This is a genomic window from Pseudomonas glycinae (assembly GCF_001594225.2).
GTDB lineage: Bacteria > Pseudomonadota > Gammaproteobacteria > Pseudomonadales > Pseudomonadaceae > Aquipseudomonas > Aquipseudomonas glycinae.
The window spans coordinates 4,628,485-4,644,555 of the sequence record NZ_CP014205.2 but is presented as its reverse complement, the minus strand read 5'-3'; the positions used below and the strand labels follow the sequence as shown (position 1 = coordinate 4,644,555).

The 16,071-nt window shown below is 60.7% G+C and carries 16 protein-coding genes; 10 read left to right on the top strand and 6 right to left on the bottom strand.

Features of this window, described 5'->3' with window-relative positions; translation table 11 throughout:
- Positions 1-11: 11 nt before the first annotated feature.
- The 3 genes from AWU82_RS21240 to AWU82_RS21230 all read right to left on the bottom strand — a co-directional run bounded on the left by AWU82_RS21240 (position 12) and on the right by AWU82_RS21230 (position 1,803).
- Entirely contained in the window at positions 12-653 is a 642-nt protein-coding gene (locus AWU82_RS21240; protein WP_039764866.1) for a thiol:disulfide interchange protein DsbA/DsbL, read from the bottom strand.
- A 200-nt stretch (positions 654-853) separates the two neighbouring features.
- A complete protein-coding gene (locus AWU82_RS21235; RefSeq protein ID WP_039764863.1) occupies positions 854-1,465 on the bottom strand; it encodes a c-type cytochrome in 612 nt (203 codons plus the stop codon).
- 32 nt (positions 1,466-1,497) lie between these two features.
- Positions 1,498-1,803 carry a c-type cytochrome gene (locus tag AWU82_RS21230; protein ID WP_045121721.1) on the bottom strand — a complete coding sequence of 102 codons (306 nt, stop codon included), beginning with the start codon at positions 1,801-1,803 and terminating at the stop codon, positions 1,498-1,500.
- A 191-nt stretch (positions 1,804-1,994) separates the two neighbouring features.
- Here AWU82_RS21230 and yihA point away from each other — a divergent pair, with 191 nt between their 5' ends.
- Positions 1,995-2,639, top strand: a complete 645-nt coding sequence (yihA, locus tag AWU82_RS21225; RefSeq protein ID WP_011331778.1) for a ribosome biogenesis GTP-binding protein YihA/YsxC — start codon at positions 1,995-1,997, stop codon at positions 2,637-2,639.
- Positions 2,640-2,923: 284 nt separating this feature from the next.
- Here yihA and polA read toward each other — a convergent pair whose 3' ends face one another.
- A complete protein-coding gene (gene polA, locus AWU82_RS21220; protein WP_064379576.1) occupies positions 2,924-5,731 on the bottom strand; it encodes a DNA polymerase I in 2,808 nt (935 codons plus the stop codon).
- A 74-nt stretch (positions 5,732-5,805) separates the two neighbouring features.
- On the opposite strand from polA, the gene AWU82_RS21215 reads away from it, so the two are divergent.
- Together AWU82_RS21215 and AWU82_RS21210 are read left to right on the top strand one after the other, a co-directional pair.
- Positions 5,806-6,102: a DUF2782 domain-containing protein gene (locus tag AWU82_RS21215; protein WP_011331780.1), complete on the top strand. Its 297-nt coding sequence runs from the start codon at positions 5,806-5,808 to the stop codon at positions 6,100-6,102.
- A 61-nt stretch (positions 6,103-6,163) separates the two neighbouring features.
- Positions 6,164-7,117 carry a homoserine kinase gene (locus AWU82_RS21210; protein ID WP_064379575.1) on the top strand — a complete coding sequence of 318 codons (954 nt, stop codon included), beginning with the start codon at positions 6,164-6,166 and terminating at the stop codon, positions 7,115-7,117.
- 41 nt (positions 7,118-7,158) lie between these two features.
- Here AWU82_RS21210 and AWU82_RS21205 read toward each other — a convergent pair whose 3' ends face one another.
- Positions 7,159-8,088, bottom strand: a complete 930-nt coding sequence (locus AWU82_RS21205; protein WP_064379574.1) for a zinc ABC transporter substrate-binding protein — start codon at positions 8,086-8,088, stop codon at positions 7,159-7,161.
- 57 nt (positions 8,089-8,145) lie between these two features.
- On the opposite strand from AWU82_RS21205, the gene zur reads away from it, so the two are divergent.
- From zur to AWU82_RS21185, 4 genes are read left to right on the top strand one after another with little or no spacing between them, the layout of a single operon-like run.
- Positions 8,146-8,628 carry a zinc uptake transcriptional repressor Zur gene (gene zur, locus AWU82_RS21200; protein WP_064379572.1) on the top strand — a complete coding sequence of 161 codons (483 nt, stop codon included), beginning with the start codon at positions 8,146-8,148 and terminating at the stop codon, positions 8,626-8,628.
- On the top strand, positions 8,628-9,413 hold the full coding sequence (gene znuC / locus AWU82_RS21195; RefSeq protein WP_064379570.1) for a zinc ABC transporter ATP-binding protein ZnuC: 786 nt from the start codon (positions 8,628-8,630) through the stop codon (positions 9,411-9,413). Before zur ends, znuC begins: the two co-directional genes overlap by 1 nt.
- Positions 9,406-10,194 (top strand): zinc ABC transporter permease subunit ZnuB, encoded by a 789-nt coding sequence (znuB, locus tag AWU82_RS21190; protein WP_064379568.1) that lies wholly within the window; start codon positions 9,406-9,408, stop codon positions 10,192-10,194. The genes znuC and znuB overlap by 8 nt, the downstream gene beginning before the upstream one ends.
- 37 nt (positions 10,195-10,231) lie before the next feature.
- On the top strand, positions 10,232-10,945 hold the full coding sequence (locus AWU82_RS21185) for a PA5502 family lipoprotein (protein WP_064379567.1): 714 nt from the start codon (positions 10,232-10,234) through the stop codon (positions 10,943-10,945).
- A 108-nt stretch (positions 10,946-11,053) separates the two neighbouring features.
- On the opposite strand, the gene katE is transcribed toward AWU82_RS21185, so the two are convergent.
- A complete protein-coding gene (katE, locus tag AWU82_RS21180; RefSeq protein WP_064379565.1) occupies positions 11,054-13,195 on the bottom strand; it encodes a catalase HPII in 2,142 nt (713 codons plus the stop codon).
- Positions 13,196-13,455: 260 nt separating this feature from the next.
- Between katE and AWU82_RS21175 the strand changes: the two genes are divergently transcribed.
- The 3 genes from AWU82_RS21175 to AWU82_RS21165 all read left to right on the top strand — a co-directional run bounded on the left by AWU82_RS21175 (position 13,456) and on the right by AWU82_RS21165 (position 15,985).
- On the top strand, positions 13,456-14,463 hold the full coding sequence (locus AWU82_RS21175) for a methionine ABC transporter ATP-binding protein (protein ID WP_011331788.1): 1,008 nt from the start codon (positions 13,456-13,458) through the stop codon (positions 14,461-14,463).
- Entirely contained in the window at positions 14,463-15,137 is a 675-nt protein-coding gene (locus tag AWU82_RS21170) for a methionine ABC transporter permease (RefSeq protein ID WP_011331789.1), read from the top strand. Before AWU82_RS21175 ends, AWU82_RS21170 begins: the two co-directional genes overlap by 1 nt.
- A gap of 74 nt (positions 15,138-15,211) precedes the next feature.
- On the top strand, positions 15,212-15,985 hold the full coding sequence (locus AWU82_RS21165; protein ID WP_064379564.1) for a MetQ/NlpA family ABC transporter substrate-binding protein: 774 nt from the start codon (positions 15,212-15,214) through the stop codon (positions 15,983-15,985).
- The last annotated feature ends 86 nt before the right edge of the window (positions 15,986-16,071 follow it).

The following is a 16,071-nucleotide window of genomic DNA, read 5'->3' as shown; positions in this document are numbered from 1 at the left end:
GATTGCTGCGCTTAGTTGGCGGCTGCCTTGTTGGCCGCTCGCTCTTTGGCCACCAGTTGGTCAGCCAGTTTCAACGCCTGTTCGGCCCCGCCGGCAGAGCCGATGTCAAAACGATACTTGCCATTGACGATCATGGTTGGAACGCCGGAAATTTCATACTTCTTGGCCAGCTCGCGGGCTTTCACGATCTGACCCTTGATGGCGAACGAGTCGAAGGTGGCCAGGAACTTGTCCTTGTCCACGCCTTGAGTGGCGAGGAAGTCGGCCATGTCGTTCTTGTCGGTCAGCTTCTTGTGTTCTTTCTGGATCGCGTTGAATACGGCCGCGTGCACATTGTGCTCGACGCCCATGGCTTCCAGAGTCAGGAACATCTGGCCGTGAGCGTCCCACGGGCCACCGAACATCGCAGGAATGCGCACGAAGTTGACGTCGGACGGCAGTTTTTCAACCCACGGATTGATCACCGGCTCGAACGCGTAGCAGTGCGGGCAGCCATACCAGAACAGCTCGACCACTTCGATCTTGCCAGGCACGGCGACCGGTACCGGGTTGCTCAGCTCGACGTAAGGGGCAGCAGGGGCTTCGGCGGCCTGGGCGGTGACGCCGAACAGGCTGGCAGCGACGAGGGCGGCGCTGATGATCAGATTACGCATGCTTTACTCCTGGACAATTTTGGTCGCCTCGCGCGACCTGTTTTCAGACAGATCCTGGCGGGCATGAGTTCTGTAGTGTAACGGCAGCGGCCACAAAAAAGGGCGGCCAAAGCCACCCTTTTTATACTTCCTGCGACGGATTAATCGAGCGTTAACGTGGCAGGCGTTGGCCATTGCACGCACCGCTCGAATCGCATGTCTTAGTGCAGACCCTGAATGTAGCTGGAGACTGCCGCGATGTCTTCGTCGCTCAGCTTGCGGGCGATGGTACGCATGGTCATCGCGTCGCCGTCGTTGTTGCGGCCGGCTTCTTCCTTGCGGAAATCGGTCAGTTGCTTGGCGATGTACTGAGCGTGTTGGCCACCCAGGTGCGGGAAGCCGGCGGCTGCGTTGCCGGCACCGTTCGGCGAGTGGCAACCGGTGCAGGCTGGCAGGCCTTTCTCGAGGTTGCCGCCACGGAACAGGGCTTCACCGCGAGCGACGATCTTCGGATCGGCGGCGCCGACGCTGCCTTTCTGGCTGGCGAAGTAGGCGGCGATATCGGCCAGGTCCTGATCGCTCAGGTTGGTCAGCAGGCCGGTCATTTCCAGAACGGTGCGCTTGCCCGACTTGATGTCGTGCAATTGCTTGGTCAGGTAGCGTTCACCCTGTCCGGCCAGCTTTGGAAAGTTTGGCGCCATGCTGTTGCCATCCGGGCCATGGCAGGCGCCGCATACGGCGGCTTTTGCCTGGCCTGCGGCTGCATCACCGGCAGCATGGGCGAAGCCTGAGATTCCCACGGTCAACAGCAGACTCACGATCAGTTTGTTCATCAGCTAATCCAACTACGGCTAAGGGTTAAGAGTTATGGACCGGGCTTACTCTCGCTCATCCAGAGGATGAGGGCCTGGTAATCCTCGGCACTGCAGTCCATGCACAAACCACGCGGCGGCATCGCCTTGAAACCCTGGGTCACGTGTTGCACCAGCGTCTCCATACCTTTCGCCAACCTCGGCGTCCAAGCTTCCTGATCGCCTCTTCTGGGCGCCATGGGTAGTTGGCCGGAATGACAGGCTCCACAAACACGGTTGTACACGGCTTCCGGATCCTGTGTAGCCTGTGCGCTGTAAAGCGGCATCAAGACTCCGGCAGCCAGCAGCCATTTCGTCATAAAACGACCTTTTCAGGGTTGAGAGCGTTCTGCGTTCTAATGCGCAATCAAGGTCTGTCGCTCTCGTGAACTTCATCCTTCGCTGGGACAAAGCACACACAAAATCTGCGGCATTATATACTGGCGTCACTGAAACGGAAGCGACACCGCGTTCCGCGCCCAATCCCGGCGCCGCCCACATCGGAAATCCCATGCAACTCAAGAATCCCATCCTCGGCCTGTGCCAACAGTCCACGTTCATGCTCAGTGCCGCCAAAGTCGATCAGTGCCCCGACGACGAAGGCTTCGAAGTGGCGTTCGCCGGTCGTTCCAACGCCGGTAAATCCAGTGCGTTGAACACTCTGACTCACGCCAGCCTGGCGCGCACCTCGAAAACCCCGGGTCGCACACAGCTGTTGAACTTCTTCAAGCTAGACGATGAACGGCGTCTGGTCGACCTCCCGGGCTACGGTTATGCAAAAGTACCGATCCCGCTGAAGCAGCACTGGCAGCGTCACCTCGAGGCTTACCTCGGTGGCCGCGAGAGTTTGAAGGGTTTGATTCTGATGATGGACATCCGTCATCCAATGACCGACTTCGACCTGCTGATGCTCGATTGGGCCGTTGCCGCCGGCATGCCGATGCACATCCTGCTGACCAAGGCCGACAAACTGACCTACGGCGCAGCCAAGAACACGCTGCTCAAGGTGCAGTCGGAAATCCGTAAGGGTTGGGGCGATCAGGTAACGATCCAGCTGTTCTCCGCCCCGAAACGCATGGGCCTGGAAGAGGCCTACACTGTGTTGGCGGGCTGGATGGAACTGGCAGACAAAGGCGCTGAATTGCCTGCTGAGTAAATCGCAGGCAAAAAAAGCCCCGGACTTCATATGGGGAGGGAGAAGTTCCGGGGTTCAAGTTCCGAACCGCTAGGGCGGGGTTCAGATATCTGCCAACACTTAACACAACATAGGAGCATCGAAGGGCTTCACCAGCCATTCAGTATCTCTGAGTACCCTGGCGCAAGATTAGTTCAGATTCTTTTCAAAAAACTTTGGAATAATCTCAAGAACAATCCGACCTAAGCCCCACTCGATGCCTTTGCCGCGACGCACTGTCGCGGCAAAATCCCGTCCCAGAGGCCTCAGTGTGCCTCGTCCCAGTTGTTGCCAACTCCCACTTCCACCAGCAACGGCACGTCCAGTTTTGCCGCTTCGCTCATGTGCACGCGAATTTCTTCGCGAACCTGATCGACCAGATCCTCGCGGACCTCCAGCACCAGTTCGTCATGCACCTGCAGGATGACTTTGGCGTCCAGCCCGGAAGCGCACAGCCAGTTATCCACTGCCACCATGGCTTTCTTGATGATGTCCGCTGCAGTGCCCTGCATCGGCGCGTTGATTGCCGTGCGTTCGGCGGCCGCGCGTTCCTGCGACTTGTTGGAGTTGATGTCCGGCAGATACAGGCGACGACCGAAGATCGTTTCCACGAAGCCCTGATCGGCTGCCTGAGCGCGGGTGCGATCCATGTACTCGCGAACGCCCGGGTAGCGCGCGAAGTAGGTGTCGATGTAGGCCTTGGCGGTCTTGGTATCGACGCCGATGTCCTTGCCCAGTTTCTGCGCGCCCATGCCGTAGATCAGACCGAAGTTGATCGCCTTGGCGCCCCGGCGCTGGTCGGACGTCACTTCATTCAGCTCGACCTTGAACACTTCGGCCGCCGTGGCGGTGTGCACGTCCAGGTTATTGCGGAAAGCATTCATCAGGCCTTCGTCGCGGGACAGGTGGGCCATGATCCGCAGTTCGATCTGCGAGTAGTCCGCTGCCAGCAGTTTGTAACCTTTCGGCGCAACGAACGCCTGACGGATGCGTCGGCCTTCGGCGGTGCGCACCGGGATGTTCTGCAGGTTCGGATCGCTCGACGACAAGCGACCGGTCGACGCAACGGCCTGATGGTACGAAGTGTGAATACGCCCGGTACGCGGGTTGATCTGCTCCGGCAGGCGATCGGTGTAGGTGCTCTTCAGCTTGCTCATGGAACGGTGTTCCATCAGCACTTTCGGCAAGCGGTGGTCGTCTTCGGCCAGTTTCGCCAGCACTTCTTCGGCGGTGGATGGCTGGCCCTTGGCGGTCTTCTTCAACACCGGCAGGCCAAGTTTTTCGTAGAGGATCACGCCCAGTTGCTTTGGCGAGCCGAGGTTGAATTCTTCACCGGCAATCTCGAAGGCTTCACGCTCCAGCGCGACCATTTTGTTGCCCAGCTCAATGCTTTGGATACCGAGCAGGTCAGCGTCGACGAACGCGCCCTGGCGCTCAATGCGCGCCAGTACCGGCACCAGCGGGATCTCAATGTCGGTCAGCACGCTGGCCAGGCTCGGGATGGCGCTGAGTTTTTCGAACAGGGTCTGGTGCAGGCGCAGGGTCACGTCGGCATCTTCGGCGGCATACGGCCCGGCCTGTTCCAGAGCGATCTGGTCGAAGGTCAGTTGCTTGGCGCCTTTGCCGGCGATGTCCTGGAAGCTCACGGTGGTGTGATTCAGGTACTTTTGCGCCAGGCTGTCCATGTCGTGACGGGTGGCGGTGGAGTTGAGCACATAGGACTCAAGCATCGTGTCGAAGGCAATCCCGCGCACGGTGATGCCTTCGTTCTGATCGCCACCGATGGCGCAGTTGGCCAGGATGTTCATGTCGAACTTGGCGTGCTGGCCGACCTTGAGCTTGTTCGGGTCTTCAAGGATCGGCTTGAGTGCGCGCAGCACAGTGTCGCGATCCAGCTGCTCCGGCACGCCGATGTAGGAGTGGGTCAGCGGGATGTAGGCCGCTTCGTTGGCCTGCACCGCGAAGGACAAGCCGACCAGTTGCGCCTGCTGCGCGTCGATGCCGGTGGTTTCGGTGTCGAAGGCGAACAGTTTGGCGTTCTTCAGCTTTTCCAGCCAAACGTCGAATCGCGCCTGATCGAGGATGGTTTCGTACGCGGCTTCAGCCGGAGCGGCGGGCGCTTCCTCTTCGGCAGGCGCGCTGAACAGATCACCGGCCGGCGCAGGCTCGGCGGCCGCGCTCAGTTCCTGGCGCTTGGCATCGCGATCCAGGTCATTCAGCCAACTCTTGAATTCCAGCAGGGTGTACAACTCGTAAAGTTTGGCCGGATCTTCCGGACCCATTTGCAGGTCGTCGAGGCCGATATCCAGCGGCACGTCGACCTTGATGGTCGCCAGTTGATAGGAGAGGAACGCCATCTCCTTGTGCTCTTCGAGCTTGGCCGGCAGGGTCTTGGCGCCGCGGATCGGCAGGGTCGGCACGATGTCGAGCTGCGCATACAGCTCGGTCAGGCCGCCGTTGACCCCCACCAGCAGGCCGGACGCGGTTTTCGGGCCGATGCCGGGAACGCCGGGGATATTGTCCGAAGAATCGCCCATCAGGGCCAGATAATCGATGATCTGCTCCGGAGCGACGCCGAATTTCTCCTTCACGCCCTCCACATCCATCGAACTACCGGACATGGTGTTGACCAAGGTAATGTGGCCATCTACCAGTTGCGCCATGTCCTTGTCGCCGGTGGAGATGATTACCGGGCGATCGGCGGCCGCGCTGCTGCGGGCCAGGGTGCCGATCACGTCGTCGGCCTCGACGCCTTCGACGCAAAGCAGCGGGAAACCGAGGGCGATCACGCTCTGATGCAGCGGTTCGATCTGCACGCGCATGTCGTCAGGCATGCTTGGGCGGTTGGCCTTGTATTCGGCGTACATCTCATCGCGAAATGTCCCACCCTTGGCGTCGAACACTACCGCGAACGGGCTGTCCGGATACTGCTTGCGCAGGCTCTTGAGCATGTTCAGCACGCCTTTGACCGCACCGGTCGGCAGGCCTTTGGAGGTGGTCAGCGGTGGCAGCGCGTGAAAGGCGCGGTACAGGTAAGACGAACCGTCCACCAGGACGAGGGGGGCTTGGCTCATGAGCAGAATCAACCTTTTCGGCGGGCCCGGCGCTAGAATAGCGGGACCGTTGACGACAAAGGGACAAGGTTATCATGCGTACGTTAAATCGCTTGCTGCTGGTCAGTCTGATTGCTGTCTCACCGCTGGCCGCGATCGCGGCGGATGATGCGCCATCGTCGGAGCCGGAAGTTACCATTAGCACGCACACGGAAGGCGACAAGGTCATTCAGGAATACAGCCGGAGTGGATTCGTGTATGCGATCAAGGTCACACCGAAGGGCGGCAAACCCTATTTCCTGGTGCGCGCCGATGGTACGGACGCGAACTACATCCGGTCCGACCAGCCGGATATGCTGATTCCGTCGTGGGAAATCTTTACCTGGAAGTAAGTTTCCTGACTTTTAATCGGCGCCGTTTGATGGCGGCGCCAGAACTGAGCAGTTTTTAACCATGTCTGTGTTCACCCCCCTGGCTCGGCCCGAGCTGGAAACCTTTCTCGCCCCGTACGGGCTCGGCCGTCTGCTCGATTTCCAGGGGATCGCCGCCGGCAGTGAAAACACCAACTTCTTCATCAGCATGGAAAAGGGCGAGTTCGTCCTGACCCTGGTCGAGCGCGGCCCGGTGCAGGAAATGCCGTTTTTCATCGACCTGCTCGATGTCCTGCACGAAGCCGATCTGCCCGTGCCCTACGCACTGCGCACCACCGACGGCGTGGCCCTGCGCGAGCTGAAAGGCAAACCGGCGCTGCTGCAACCGCGCCTGGCCGGCAAGCACATCAAGCAGGCCAACGCCCAGCATTGCGCGCAGGTCGGTGACTTGCAGGCGCACCTGCACCTGGCGACCCAGGGCGACAACATGATCAAGCGCAAGACTGATCGTGGCCTGGACTGGATGCTGGAAGAGGGCACGCAGTTCCTTTCGCACCTTAGCGAGAAGCCGCGCGCGTTGCTGCAAAAGTCTCTGGATGAAATCACCCAACAGAAAGAGAAAATTCTCGCGCTGCCTCGGGCAAACATCCACGCGGACCTGTTCCGCGACAACGCGATGTTCGAAGGCACGCACCTGACCGGGTTGATCGACTTCTACAACGCCTGCTCCGGGCCGATGCTCTATGACGTGGCGATTGCCCTGAACGATTGGTGTTCCGATGACGACGGCCTGATTGACGGCCCGCGTGCTCGGGCCTTCCTCGGTGCATATGCGGCACTGCGCCCATTCACGGCGGCCGAGGCCGAGCTTTGGCCGACCATGCTGCGAGTGGCGTGCGTGCGGTTCTGGCTGTCGCGCCTGATTGCGGCGGAATCGTTCGCCGGGCAGGACGTGCTGATTCACGATCCGAAAGAGTTCGAGCAGCGGCTGGCGCAGCGTCAGACGGTCAGTACACCGCTACCTTTCGCCCTGTAAAAGAAAAAACCGCAGCCTGTGCAGGCTGCGGTTTTTTTGTATCAGAGCGATTCGAGACAACCCGCCAGATCATTCCCCAGCTTCTCCAGCACTTGCTCATAACCCTGAGCCGTCGCAGGCGTGTATCCGCCCAATGCATCCAGTTCTGCCAGCTTCACCGGCAGGCCTGCCACCAGGGTCTCGGCCAGACGTGGACGCAGCGGCGGCTCACTGAACACGCAGGTCTTGCCGACTTCCTGCAACCGCGCGCGCATCGCCGCCACATGCTGGGCGCCGGGTTGCACTTCTGCTGCAACGCTGAACACGCCGGTGTGTTTCAAGCCGTAAGCCTCTTCGAAGTAGTCGAAGGCTTCGTGGAAGACGAAGTAGGGTTTGCCTTCAACACTGGCCAAGCGTTTCTTCAAACGCTGATCCAGTGCATCCAGACGCTCGTCGAACGCTTTGGCGTTACTCTGATAACGCTCGGCGTTGGCCGGGTCTGCAGCGCTCAAGTCGGCGGCCATTTTGTCGGCAATAACCCGCGCGTTCACCGGCGATAGCCACAAATGCGCATCGAGGCTGCCCGGGCGATGGTCGTGATCGTGTTCGTCGGCTTCTTCGGCATGGGAATGACTGTCCGCGGCGAAGCGGCGCAGTTTCATGCCCGGCAGGTCCTGTACCGCAACGCTCGGCAGCGTACGACCGTTCAGCACGCGAGGCAAAAAACCTTCCATGTCCGGGCCGATCCAGTACAGCAGGTCCACCGATTGCACCTTGCGTACGTCGGACGGACGCAACGCGTAGTTATGCGGCGAAGCGCCCGGTGGCAGCAGCACTTCCGGAATCGCCACGCCGTCCTGCACCGCAGCGGCAATCAGTTGCAGGGGCTTGATGCTGGTGAGGACTCTGACCTCGGCCTGAGCCGGACCGATCAGCAGAAAACCGGTGATGAATACGACAAAAACAGAAAAAAGTCGGGACACGATGACCACTCAATGAGGCGAGAACGGGTAACATAATAACGTCTCTAACCAAACTCGTCGCCGCTCATGCCTATTACACCGATTGCCAGCCGTCCCCACGACCATTCGCACTGCGTTCACAGCGCGCTGTCCGAGGCCGATGCCCTGTGTGCACAGAAAGGCTTGCGCCTGACCGCGTTGCGCCGGCGCGTGCTGGAACTGGTCTGGCAGAGCCACAAGCCGCTGGGTGCCTACGACATTCTGGCGGTACTCAGTGAGCAGGACGGCCGCCGCGCCGCGCCGCCAACCGTGTACCGGGCGCTGGATTTCCTGCTGGAAAACGGCCTGGTGCACCGCATCTCCTCGCTCAACGCCTTCGTCGGCTGCGTTCACCCGAAACATTCGCACCAGGGCCAGTTCCTGATCTGCCGTGAATGCCACGCCGCCATCGAACTTGAGCAAAAAACCATCAGCGACGCCATCGTCCACAGCGCCAGGGATGTCGGCTTTATCGTCGAGGCCCAGACCGTCGAAGTGGTTGGTCTCTGCTCCGGTTGCCGGGGGGCTTGATGAGCGATGCGCTGATCCGTCTGGAGCAGGTGGCGGTCCGGTTTGCCGGGCAGAACGTGCTGGACAACATTCACCTGAGCGTCGAGCCGGGGCAGATCGTCACCCTGATCGGCCCCAACGGCGCCGGCAAGACCACGCTGGTGCGCGCCGTGCTCGGGCTGCTGAAGCCCGACAGCGGCAGCGTATGGCGCAAGCCGAAACTGCGCGTCGGCTACATGCCGCAAAAACTTCATGTCGATCCGACCTTGCCACTGTCGGTGCTGCGCTTCCTGCGGCTGGTGCCGGGCGTCGATCGCCCGCGTGCGCTGGCGGCACTCAAGGAAGTCGGCGCCGAGCACGTCATAGATAGCCCGGTGCAAAGCGTTTCCGGCGGCGAGATGCAGCGCGTGCTGCTGGCCCGTGCCTTGTTGCGCGAGCCGGAGCTGCTGGTGCTCGACGAGCCGGTGCAAGGCGTCGATGTGGCCGGGCAGGCCGAGCTGTACAGCCTGATCACCCGGCTGCGCGATCGGCATGGCTGCGGCGTGTTGATGGTGTCCCACGATCTGCATCTGGTGATGAGTACCACCGATCAGGTGGTGTGCCTAAACCGTCACGTCTGCTGCTCCGGGCATCCCGAGCAGGTCAGCGGCGATCCGGCGTTTGTCGAGCTGTTCGGCAACAACGCGCCGAGCCTGGCGATCTATCACCACCATCATGACCACGCCCACGACCTGCACGGTTCGGTGGTCAAAGGGCCTGTGACAGGCCAACCTCACGTTCACGGAGATAGCTGCAAGCATGGCTGATTTTCTGTTCTACGCCCTGCTTGCAGGTCTGGCGCTGGCGGTGGTCGCGGGGCCGCTGGGCTCGTTCGTGGTCTGGCGGCGCATGGCCTATTTCGGCGACACGCTGTCCCACGCCGCACTGCTTGGCGTGGCCCTGGGCTTTTTGCTGGATGTCAGCCCGACCGTGGCGGTGACCGTGGGCTGCCTGCTGCTGGCGGTGTTGCTGGTGACCTTGCAGCAGCGTCAGCCACTGGCGTCCGACACGCTTCTGGGAATTCTCGCACCGAGCACGCTCTCTCTCGGGCTGGTGGTACTAAGCTTCATGCATGAAGTGCGGATCGACCTGATGGCCTATCTGTTCGGCGACCTGCTGGCGATCAGCCCGACCGATCTGGCGTGGATCCTCGGTGGCAGCGCAGCCGTGCTGGCGTTGCTGGTGACGCTATGGCGCCCATTGCTGGCGATCACCGTGCACGAAGAGCTGGCCAGGGTCGAAGGCCTGCCGGTAGCCGGTTTGCGCATGGCGCTGATGCTGTTGATCGCGGTGGTGATCGCAGTGGCGATGAAAATCGTCGGTGTGTTGCTGATTACTTCGCTGTTGATCATTCCGGCGGCTGCGGCACAGCGTCACGCCCGTTCTCCGGAGCAGATGGCACTGGGCGCGAGCGTGCTGGGCATGCTCGCCGTGTGTGGCGGGCTGGCGTTGTCGTGGTTCAAGGACACCCCGGCCGGTCCGTCAATCGTTGTGACGGCCGCCGCACTGTTTCTGCTGAGTTTTGTTCTGCCCCGTCGAGGGGTGTAGACTTGCTCGTTTTTTGCGCAAATAGAGAGTCGCAGGAATGAAGCCGTTCGCCTCCCGTTATCTGCTCCTTGTGGCCTTTTCAGTGCTGCTGGGCGCCTGCCAAAGCACGCCGCCGGTGGCCGAAGTCCCCGATGCGCGGGCCACGGCCATCGCACAGCTGGAGCAAAGCCTGGCCAGCAGCGAACTGGCCACTGCCGAAGACCAATTGGCAGCCTTGCAGGCCGAAACACCCAACGATCAATCCCTTGAGCAATACCAGCGCCAGTTGGCCGAAGCCTATCTGCGCCGCAGCCAGATCGTCCTGCAAAAGGGCGATGTCAATGCGGCCGCGACCGCGCTGGCCCGTGCCCGCGTGCTGATGCCCAAGGCCCCGGCACTGACCGGTGGCGTCAACGGCGCGATCACTGAAGCGCGCAAGGCCGAGCTGGAGAAAGCCGAAGCGGCGCTGCAAGCTGCTGAAGCCAAGCCGAAAGCCAAGGTGATCGATCCGACCGCCGAGAGCACCACGGTCGCGCTGAACATCACCGATAGCCGCAAACTTCGCCGCCAACTGGATGCGATCGCCGCCGATGTGGTGAATTACGACTGTGCGGTGAGCATTCAGGCTCCACGCACCAATGATTACCCGTGGCTGGCGACGTTGATCACCAAGCGCGTGAAGAAGCTTGATCCGGATTTCGCTCTGAAGATCGAGAAACAGATTCTGCGCACGGTACCGGCGCAGATGGTTCTGAGCCCGCGCAAACCTTAAAAAGCATCGTCGGAACGCAGCCCGGAGCAAGCCCGCTCCCACAGGTACAGTGCAGTCCTGTGGGAGCGGGCTTGCCCGCGAAGGCGTCCTGTCAGTCAACCAACATCCTTAAGCGGGAATGGCCTTGGCCTTAGGCTCGCGATCCCAGACCCGATGCTGCCCGATCGCAGCAAAGAATGGCTGGGTCAGCGCGCCAACATCCTTGCCCTCCAGCAACCCGGCATCCGTTTCCAGCTTCAACACGTCCAGCAACTGCTTGGCCTCACCCTGCAGCGCAATCGCCTTCAGGTGCTTGTATGCCTCCAGCAGGTAATGCAACGCCACGCCGTCACCGCTCAACGTCTTGACCGACGCCGCGCCACCCGGCACGAACACCGCATCGAACGCCACCGAAGGCAAACCTTCCATCGACGCATCCACCGCCAGGCTTTTGCCATCGGCGGTTTTCACCGGCGCCGAGGTCGGGCCGAGCAGTTTGGCGTGCGCACCTTCTGCCGCCAGCGCCTTCTTCATCGCATCAATTGCCGCACCATCGACACCATTGGCCGCAAGGATCGCGACTTTTCGTGTCTTGATGTTCTCCGGCAACAGGTTGGCCTGACTCAACGATGGTGAGCGATCCAGTGATGTTTTCGGTACGTCGACGGTGCCTTTGCCTGGCGCTGGCAGACCCAGGTTGGCCGCCACGCGTTTGGCCAGCTCCAGATCGATGTTGGCGAGAATCTCGTTCACTTGCCGCGCCCGGATGAACTCACGCTCAACCTTGCCCAGTTCGAAACTGTAGGCGGCGATGATGTGCTCTTTCTCGTGCGCGCTCATGCTGTTGAAGAACAACCGCGCCTGGGAGAAGTGGTCGCTGAACGACTCGCTGCGCTGACGAATCTTGTTGGCGTCGATACGCTCCGGATAACTCTCGAAACCTCCGTCCTGCGCGGCCGGCGGGGTTTCTTTCGGCCAGCCGCCATCGATGGAATTGGGTTCATACGAAGCGCGGCCCTTATCGATCACCGTACGGTGCTGGGCATCGCGCTGGCCGTTATGGAACGGCGCGACCGGACGATTGATCGGCAGCTCATGAAAGTTCGGCCCGCCGAGTCGGCTGATCTGCGTGTCGGTGTAGGAAAACAGCCGACCTTGCAGCAGCGGGTCATTGGAGAAGTCGATGCCCGGTACGATATGCCCGGGGCAAAACGCGACCTGCTCGGTTTCGGCGAAGAAGTTGTCCGGGTTGCGGTTGAGGGTCATCTTGCCCAATGGCGTGATCGGGACGATTTCCTCGGGAATCAGCTTGGTCGGGTCGAGAATGTCGAAATCGAAGTCGTGTTCGTTTTCCTCTTCGATGACCTGAACGCCGAGTTCCCATTCCGGGTAGTCGCCCATTTCGATGGCTTCCCAGAGATCCCGCCGATGGTAGTCGGTGTCTTTGCCCGCAAGTTTTTGCGCCTCGTCCCAGACCAGCGAACAGGTGCCGGCGGTAGGGCGCCAGTGGAATTTGACGAAGCGCGATTTGCCCTCGGCATTGATCAGCCGGAAGGTGTGCACGCCGAAGCCCTGCATGCTGCGCAGGCTTTTCGGGATGGCCCGGTCGGACATGGCCCAGATCACCATGTGCGCCGATTCCGGCACCAAGGACACGAAGTCCCAGAAGGTGTCGTGGGCCGAGCCGCCGGTGGGGATTTCGTTATGCGGTTCGGGTTTTACCGCGTGGACGAAGTCGGGAAACTTGATCGCGTCCTGAATGAAGAACACCGGCATGTTATTGCCGACCAGATCGAAGTTGCCTTCGTCGGTGAAGAACTTCACGGCAAAACCACGCACGTCACGCACGGTGTCGCCGGAACCACGCGGCCCCTGCACCGTGGAAAAACGCACGAACACCGGGGTTTTCTTCCCCGGATCCTGCAGGAAACCGGCCTTGGTCAGCGTCGAATGGTTCTCGTAGCTCTGAAAGAAACCATGGGCGCCGGTGCCGCGGGCGTGGACGATGCGCTCGGGAATCCGTTCATGGTCAAAGTGCGTGATCTTTTCACGCATGATGAAGTCTTCCAAAAGCGACGGCCCGCGAGCTCCGGCCTTGAGGGTGTTCTGGTTATCAGCAATTTTCACGCCCTGGTTGGTGCGCAGGGCCTGACCGGTAGCGTCGGAGCGAAACTTCTCCAGGCTGTCGAGTTTGGCATTGGTGTTGGCGCGATCCGGGGTATCGGTGCCGGCCAGTTGGCTTTTGTCATTGGCAGGTTTCTTGGTACTCATCAGTCATGAACTCCTGTTTGTCCCGGGATTGCCCCGGAACGCTTGAGTGTTTCCCAGGCACGGCACCCAGGGTTTTCAAGTCGCTTAATTAGTGACTGATGAGGGTTTCGGGCGTTCCTTTTTTATGACCTTTGATCCTGTTATTGCCAAATCGAAGGTTATTCGCGAAATAAATGCTAAGAACCTCTATACGGACAGGCTAAAATGCGCGCCCGGCTAACCGCTGATCCTTTTCCAACGCGCCCCACAAGGTTCGCTACGTGATCGAGTTTCAAAACGTCCATAAGACTTACCGCGTCGCCGGTAAGGACATCACCGCGCTGCACCCGACCAGCTTCTCCATTGAGAACGGTCAGGTGTTCGGCCTGATTGGCCATTCCGGCGCGGGAAAAAGTACCCTGCTGCGTCTGATCAATCGCCTGGAGCAATCCAGTGGCGGCAAGATCATCGTCGACGGTGAAGAAGTCACCGCGCTGGACGCCAACGGCCTGCGCCGTTTTCGTCAGCAGGTCGGGATGATCTTCCAGCACTTCAACCTGCTGGCATCCAAGACCGTGGCCGACAACGTCGCGCTGCCGCTGACCCTGGCCGGTGAACTGTCCCGCGCCGAGATCGACCAGCGTGTGGCCGAGTTGCTGGCGCGGGTCGGTCTGTCCGATCACGCCAAAAAGTACCCGGCGCAACTGTCCGGCGGTCAGAAGCAGCGCGTCGGCATTGCTCGCGCCCTGGCGACCAAGCCGAAGATCCTGCTGTGCGACGAGGCCACCAGTGCCCTCGACCCGCAGACCACGGCATCGGTCCTGCAACTGCTGGCCGAGATCAACCGTGAACTGAAACTGACCATCGTCCTGATCACCCACGAGATGGATGTGATCCGCCGCGTGTGCGATCAGGTCGGCGTGATGGATGCCGGCGTGATCGTCGAGCAAGGTTCGGTGGCCGATGTGTTCCTGCATCCGAAGCACCCGACCACCAAGCGCTTTGTTCAGGAAAGCGAGCAGATCGACGAAAGCGAGCAGCGCGATGACTTCGCTCACGTGCCTGGCCGCATCGTGCGTCTGACCTTCCAGGGCGAAGCGACCTACGCGCCGTTGCTCGGTACCGTCGCCCGGGAAACCGGTGTGGACTACAGCATCCTGGCCGGTCGTATCGACCGCATCAAAGACATCCCCTACGGGCAATTGACCCTCGCCGTCACCGGTGGCGACATGGACGCAGCTTTCGCCCGCTTCACCGCCGCTGACGTTCACATGGAGGTGTTGCGCTAATGGAAGACCTGATGAGTTTCTTCACCAATATCGACTGGTACGAAATCTGGCTCGCCACTGGCGACACCCTGATGATGCTCGGCGGTTCGCTGCTGTTCACCGTGCTGCTCGGCCTGCCGCTGGGCGTGTTGCTGTTCCTGTGCAGCCCGCGTCAGTTGCTCGAAGCCAAAGGCGTGTACGCCTTGCTGTCGCTGGTGGTGAACATCCTGCGTTCGCTGCCGTTCATCATTCTGTTGATCGTGATGATCCCGTTCACCGTGCTGATCACCGGCACCTCGCTGGGCGTGGCCGGTGCGATTCCGCCGCTGGTAGTGGGCGCGACGCCGTTCTTCGCGCGGCTGGTGGAAACCGCCCTGCGTGAAGTCGATCGCGGCATCATCGAGGCAACCCAGTCGATGGGCGCGACCACTCGCCAGATCATCATGAACGCCCTGCTGCCGGAGGCCCGTCCGGGCATCTTCGCAGCAATTACGGTGACGGCGATTACACTGGTTTCCTACACGGCGATGGCCGGTGTGGTCGGTGCCGGTGGCCTGGGTGACCTGGCGATCCGTTTCGGCTACCAGCGGTTCCAGACTGACGTGATGATCGTCACCGTGGTATTGCTGCTGATTCTGGTGCAAGTGCTGCAAATGGTCGGCGACCGACTGGTCGTGCACTTCTCGCGCAAATAACCGGTTTTGTAATGACATGAGCCGGCCATTCGCTGGCAGGCGCCAGACGGGCGCCGTAAAAAGGAGTTAGCTGAATGAAAAAACTGATCGTTGCCTTGGCTGCCGTTGCAGCGTTCTCGGCCCACGCCGACGAAACCCTGACCGTTGCTGCCACTCCTGTACCGCACGCGGAAATCCTCGAATTCGTGAAGCCGGCTCTGGCGAAAGAAGGCGTGGATCTGAAGGTCAAGGTCTTCACCGACTACGTTCAGCCGAACGTCCAGGTGGCCGAGAAGCGTCTGGACGCCAACTTCTTCCAGCACCAGCCGTACCTCGATGAATTCAACAAGGCCAAGGGCACCAACCTGGTTTCCGTGACTGGCGTGCACCTGGAGCCGCTGGGCGCCTACTCCAGCAAGTTCAAGAAAATCGAAGAGCTGCCAAGCGGCGCCAACGTGGTGATCCCGAACGATGCCACCAACGGCGGCCGTGCGCTGTTGCTGCTGGCCAAGGCCGGCGTGATCACCCTGAAGGATCCGACCAACATCCTGTCGACCGTCAAGGACATCGCCCAGAACCCGAAAGACCTGAAGATCCGTGAACTGGAAGCCGCGACCATCCCGCGCGTGCTGACCCAGGTCGACCTGGCGCTGATCAACACCAACTACGCGCTGGAAGCCAAGCTCGATCCGTCCAAGGATGCGCTGGTCATCGAAGGCAGCGACTCGCCTTACGTGAACATCCTGGTGTCCCGCGCGGACAACAAGGACAGCGACGCCATGAAGAAACTGGCCGCTGCCCTGCACAGCCCGGAAGTGAAGAAATTCATTACCGAGAAGTACAAAGGCGCGGTGTTGCCGGCGTTCTGATTTGATCGTGCCCATGCTCTGCGTGGGCATGCATCCCCGGGCGCTCCGCGTCCGCTGGGACGCAGAGCGTCCCTTGCTGCATTCCC

Bases quoted from the DNA above. Each gene is read 5' to 3' on its own strand.
- AWU82_RS21240 (WP_039764866.1), bottom strand. From the start codon at position 653: ATGCGTAATCTGATCATCAGCGCCGCCCTCGTCGCTGCCAGCCTGTTC.
- AWU82_RS21235 (WP_039764863.1), bottom strand. From the start codon at position 1,465: ATGAACAAACTGATCGTGAGTCTGCTGTTGACCGTGGGAATCTCAGGC.
- AWU82_RS21230 (WP_045121721.1), bottom strand. From the start codon at position 1,803: ATGACGAAATGGCTGCTGGCTGCCGGAGTCTTGATGCCGCTTTACAGC.
- yihA (WP_011331778.1), top strand. From the start codon at position 1,995: ATGCAACTCAAGAATCCCATCCTCGGCCTGTGCCAACAGTCCACGTTC.
- polA (WP_064379576.1), bottom strand. From the start codon at position 5,731: ATGAGCCAAGCCCCCCTCGTCCTGGTGGACGGTTCGTCTTACCTGTAC.
- AWU82_RS21215 (WP_011331780.1), top strand. From the start codon at position 5,806: ATGCGTACGTTAAATCGCTTGCTGCTGGTCAGTCTGATTGCTGTCTCA.
- AWU82_RS21210 (WP_064379575.1), top strand. From the start codon at position 6,164: ATGTCTGTGTTCACCCCCCTGGCTCGGCCCGAGCTGGAAACCTTTCTC.
- zur (WP_064379572.1), top strand. From the start codon at position 8,146: ATGCCTATTACACCGATTGCCAGCCGTCCCCACGACCATTCGCACTGC.
- znuC (WP_064379570.1), top strand. From the start codon at position 8,628: ATGAGCGATGCGCTGATCCGTCTGGAGCAGGTGGCGGTCCGGTTTGCC.
- znuB (WP_064379568.1), top strand. From the start codon at position 9,406: ATGGCTGATTTTCTGTTCTACGCCCTGCTTGCAGGTCTGGCGCTGGCG.
- AWU82_RS21185 (WP_064379567.1), top strand. From the start codon at position 10,232: ATGAAGCCGTTCGCCTCCCGTTATCTGCTCCTTGTGGCCTTTTCAGTG.
- katE (WP_064379565.1), bottom strand. From the start codon at position 13,195: ATGAGTACCAAGAAACCTGCCAATGACAAAAGCCAACTGGCCGGCACC.
- AWU82_RS21170 (WP_011331789.1), top strand. From the start codon at position 14,463: ATGGAAGACCTGATGAGTTTCTTCACCAATATCGACTGGTACGAAATC.
- AWU82_RS21165 (WP_064379564.1), top strand. From the start codon at position 15,212: ATGAAAAAACTGATCGTTGCCTTGGCTGCCGTTGCAGCGTTCTCGGCC.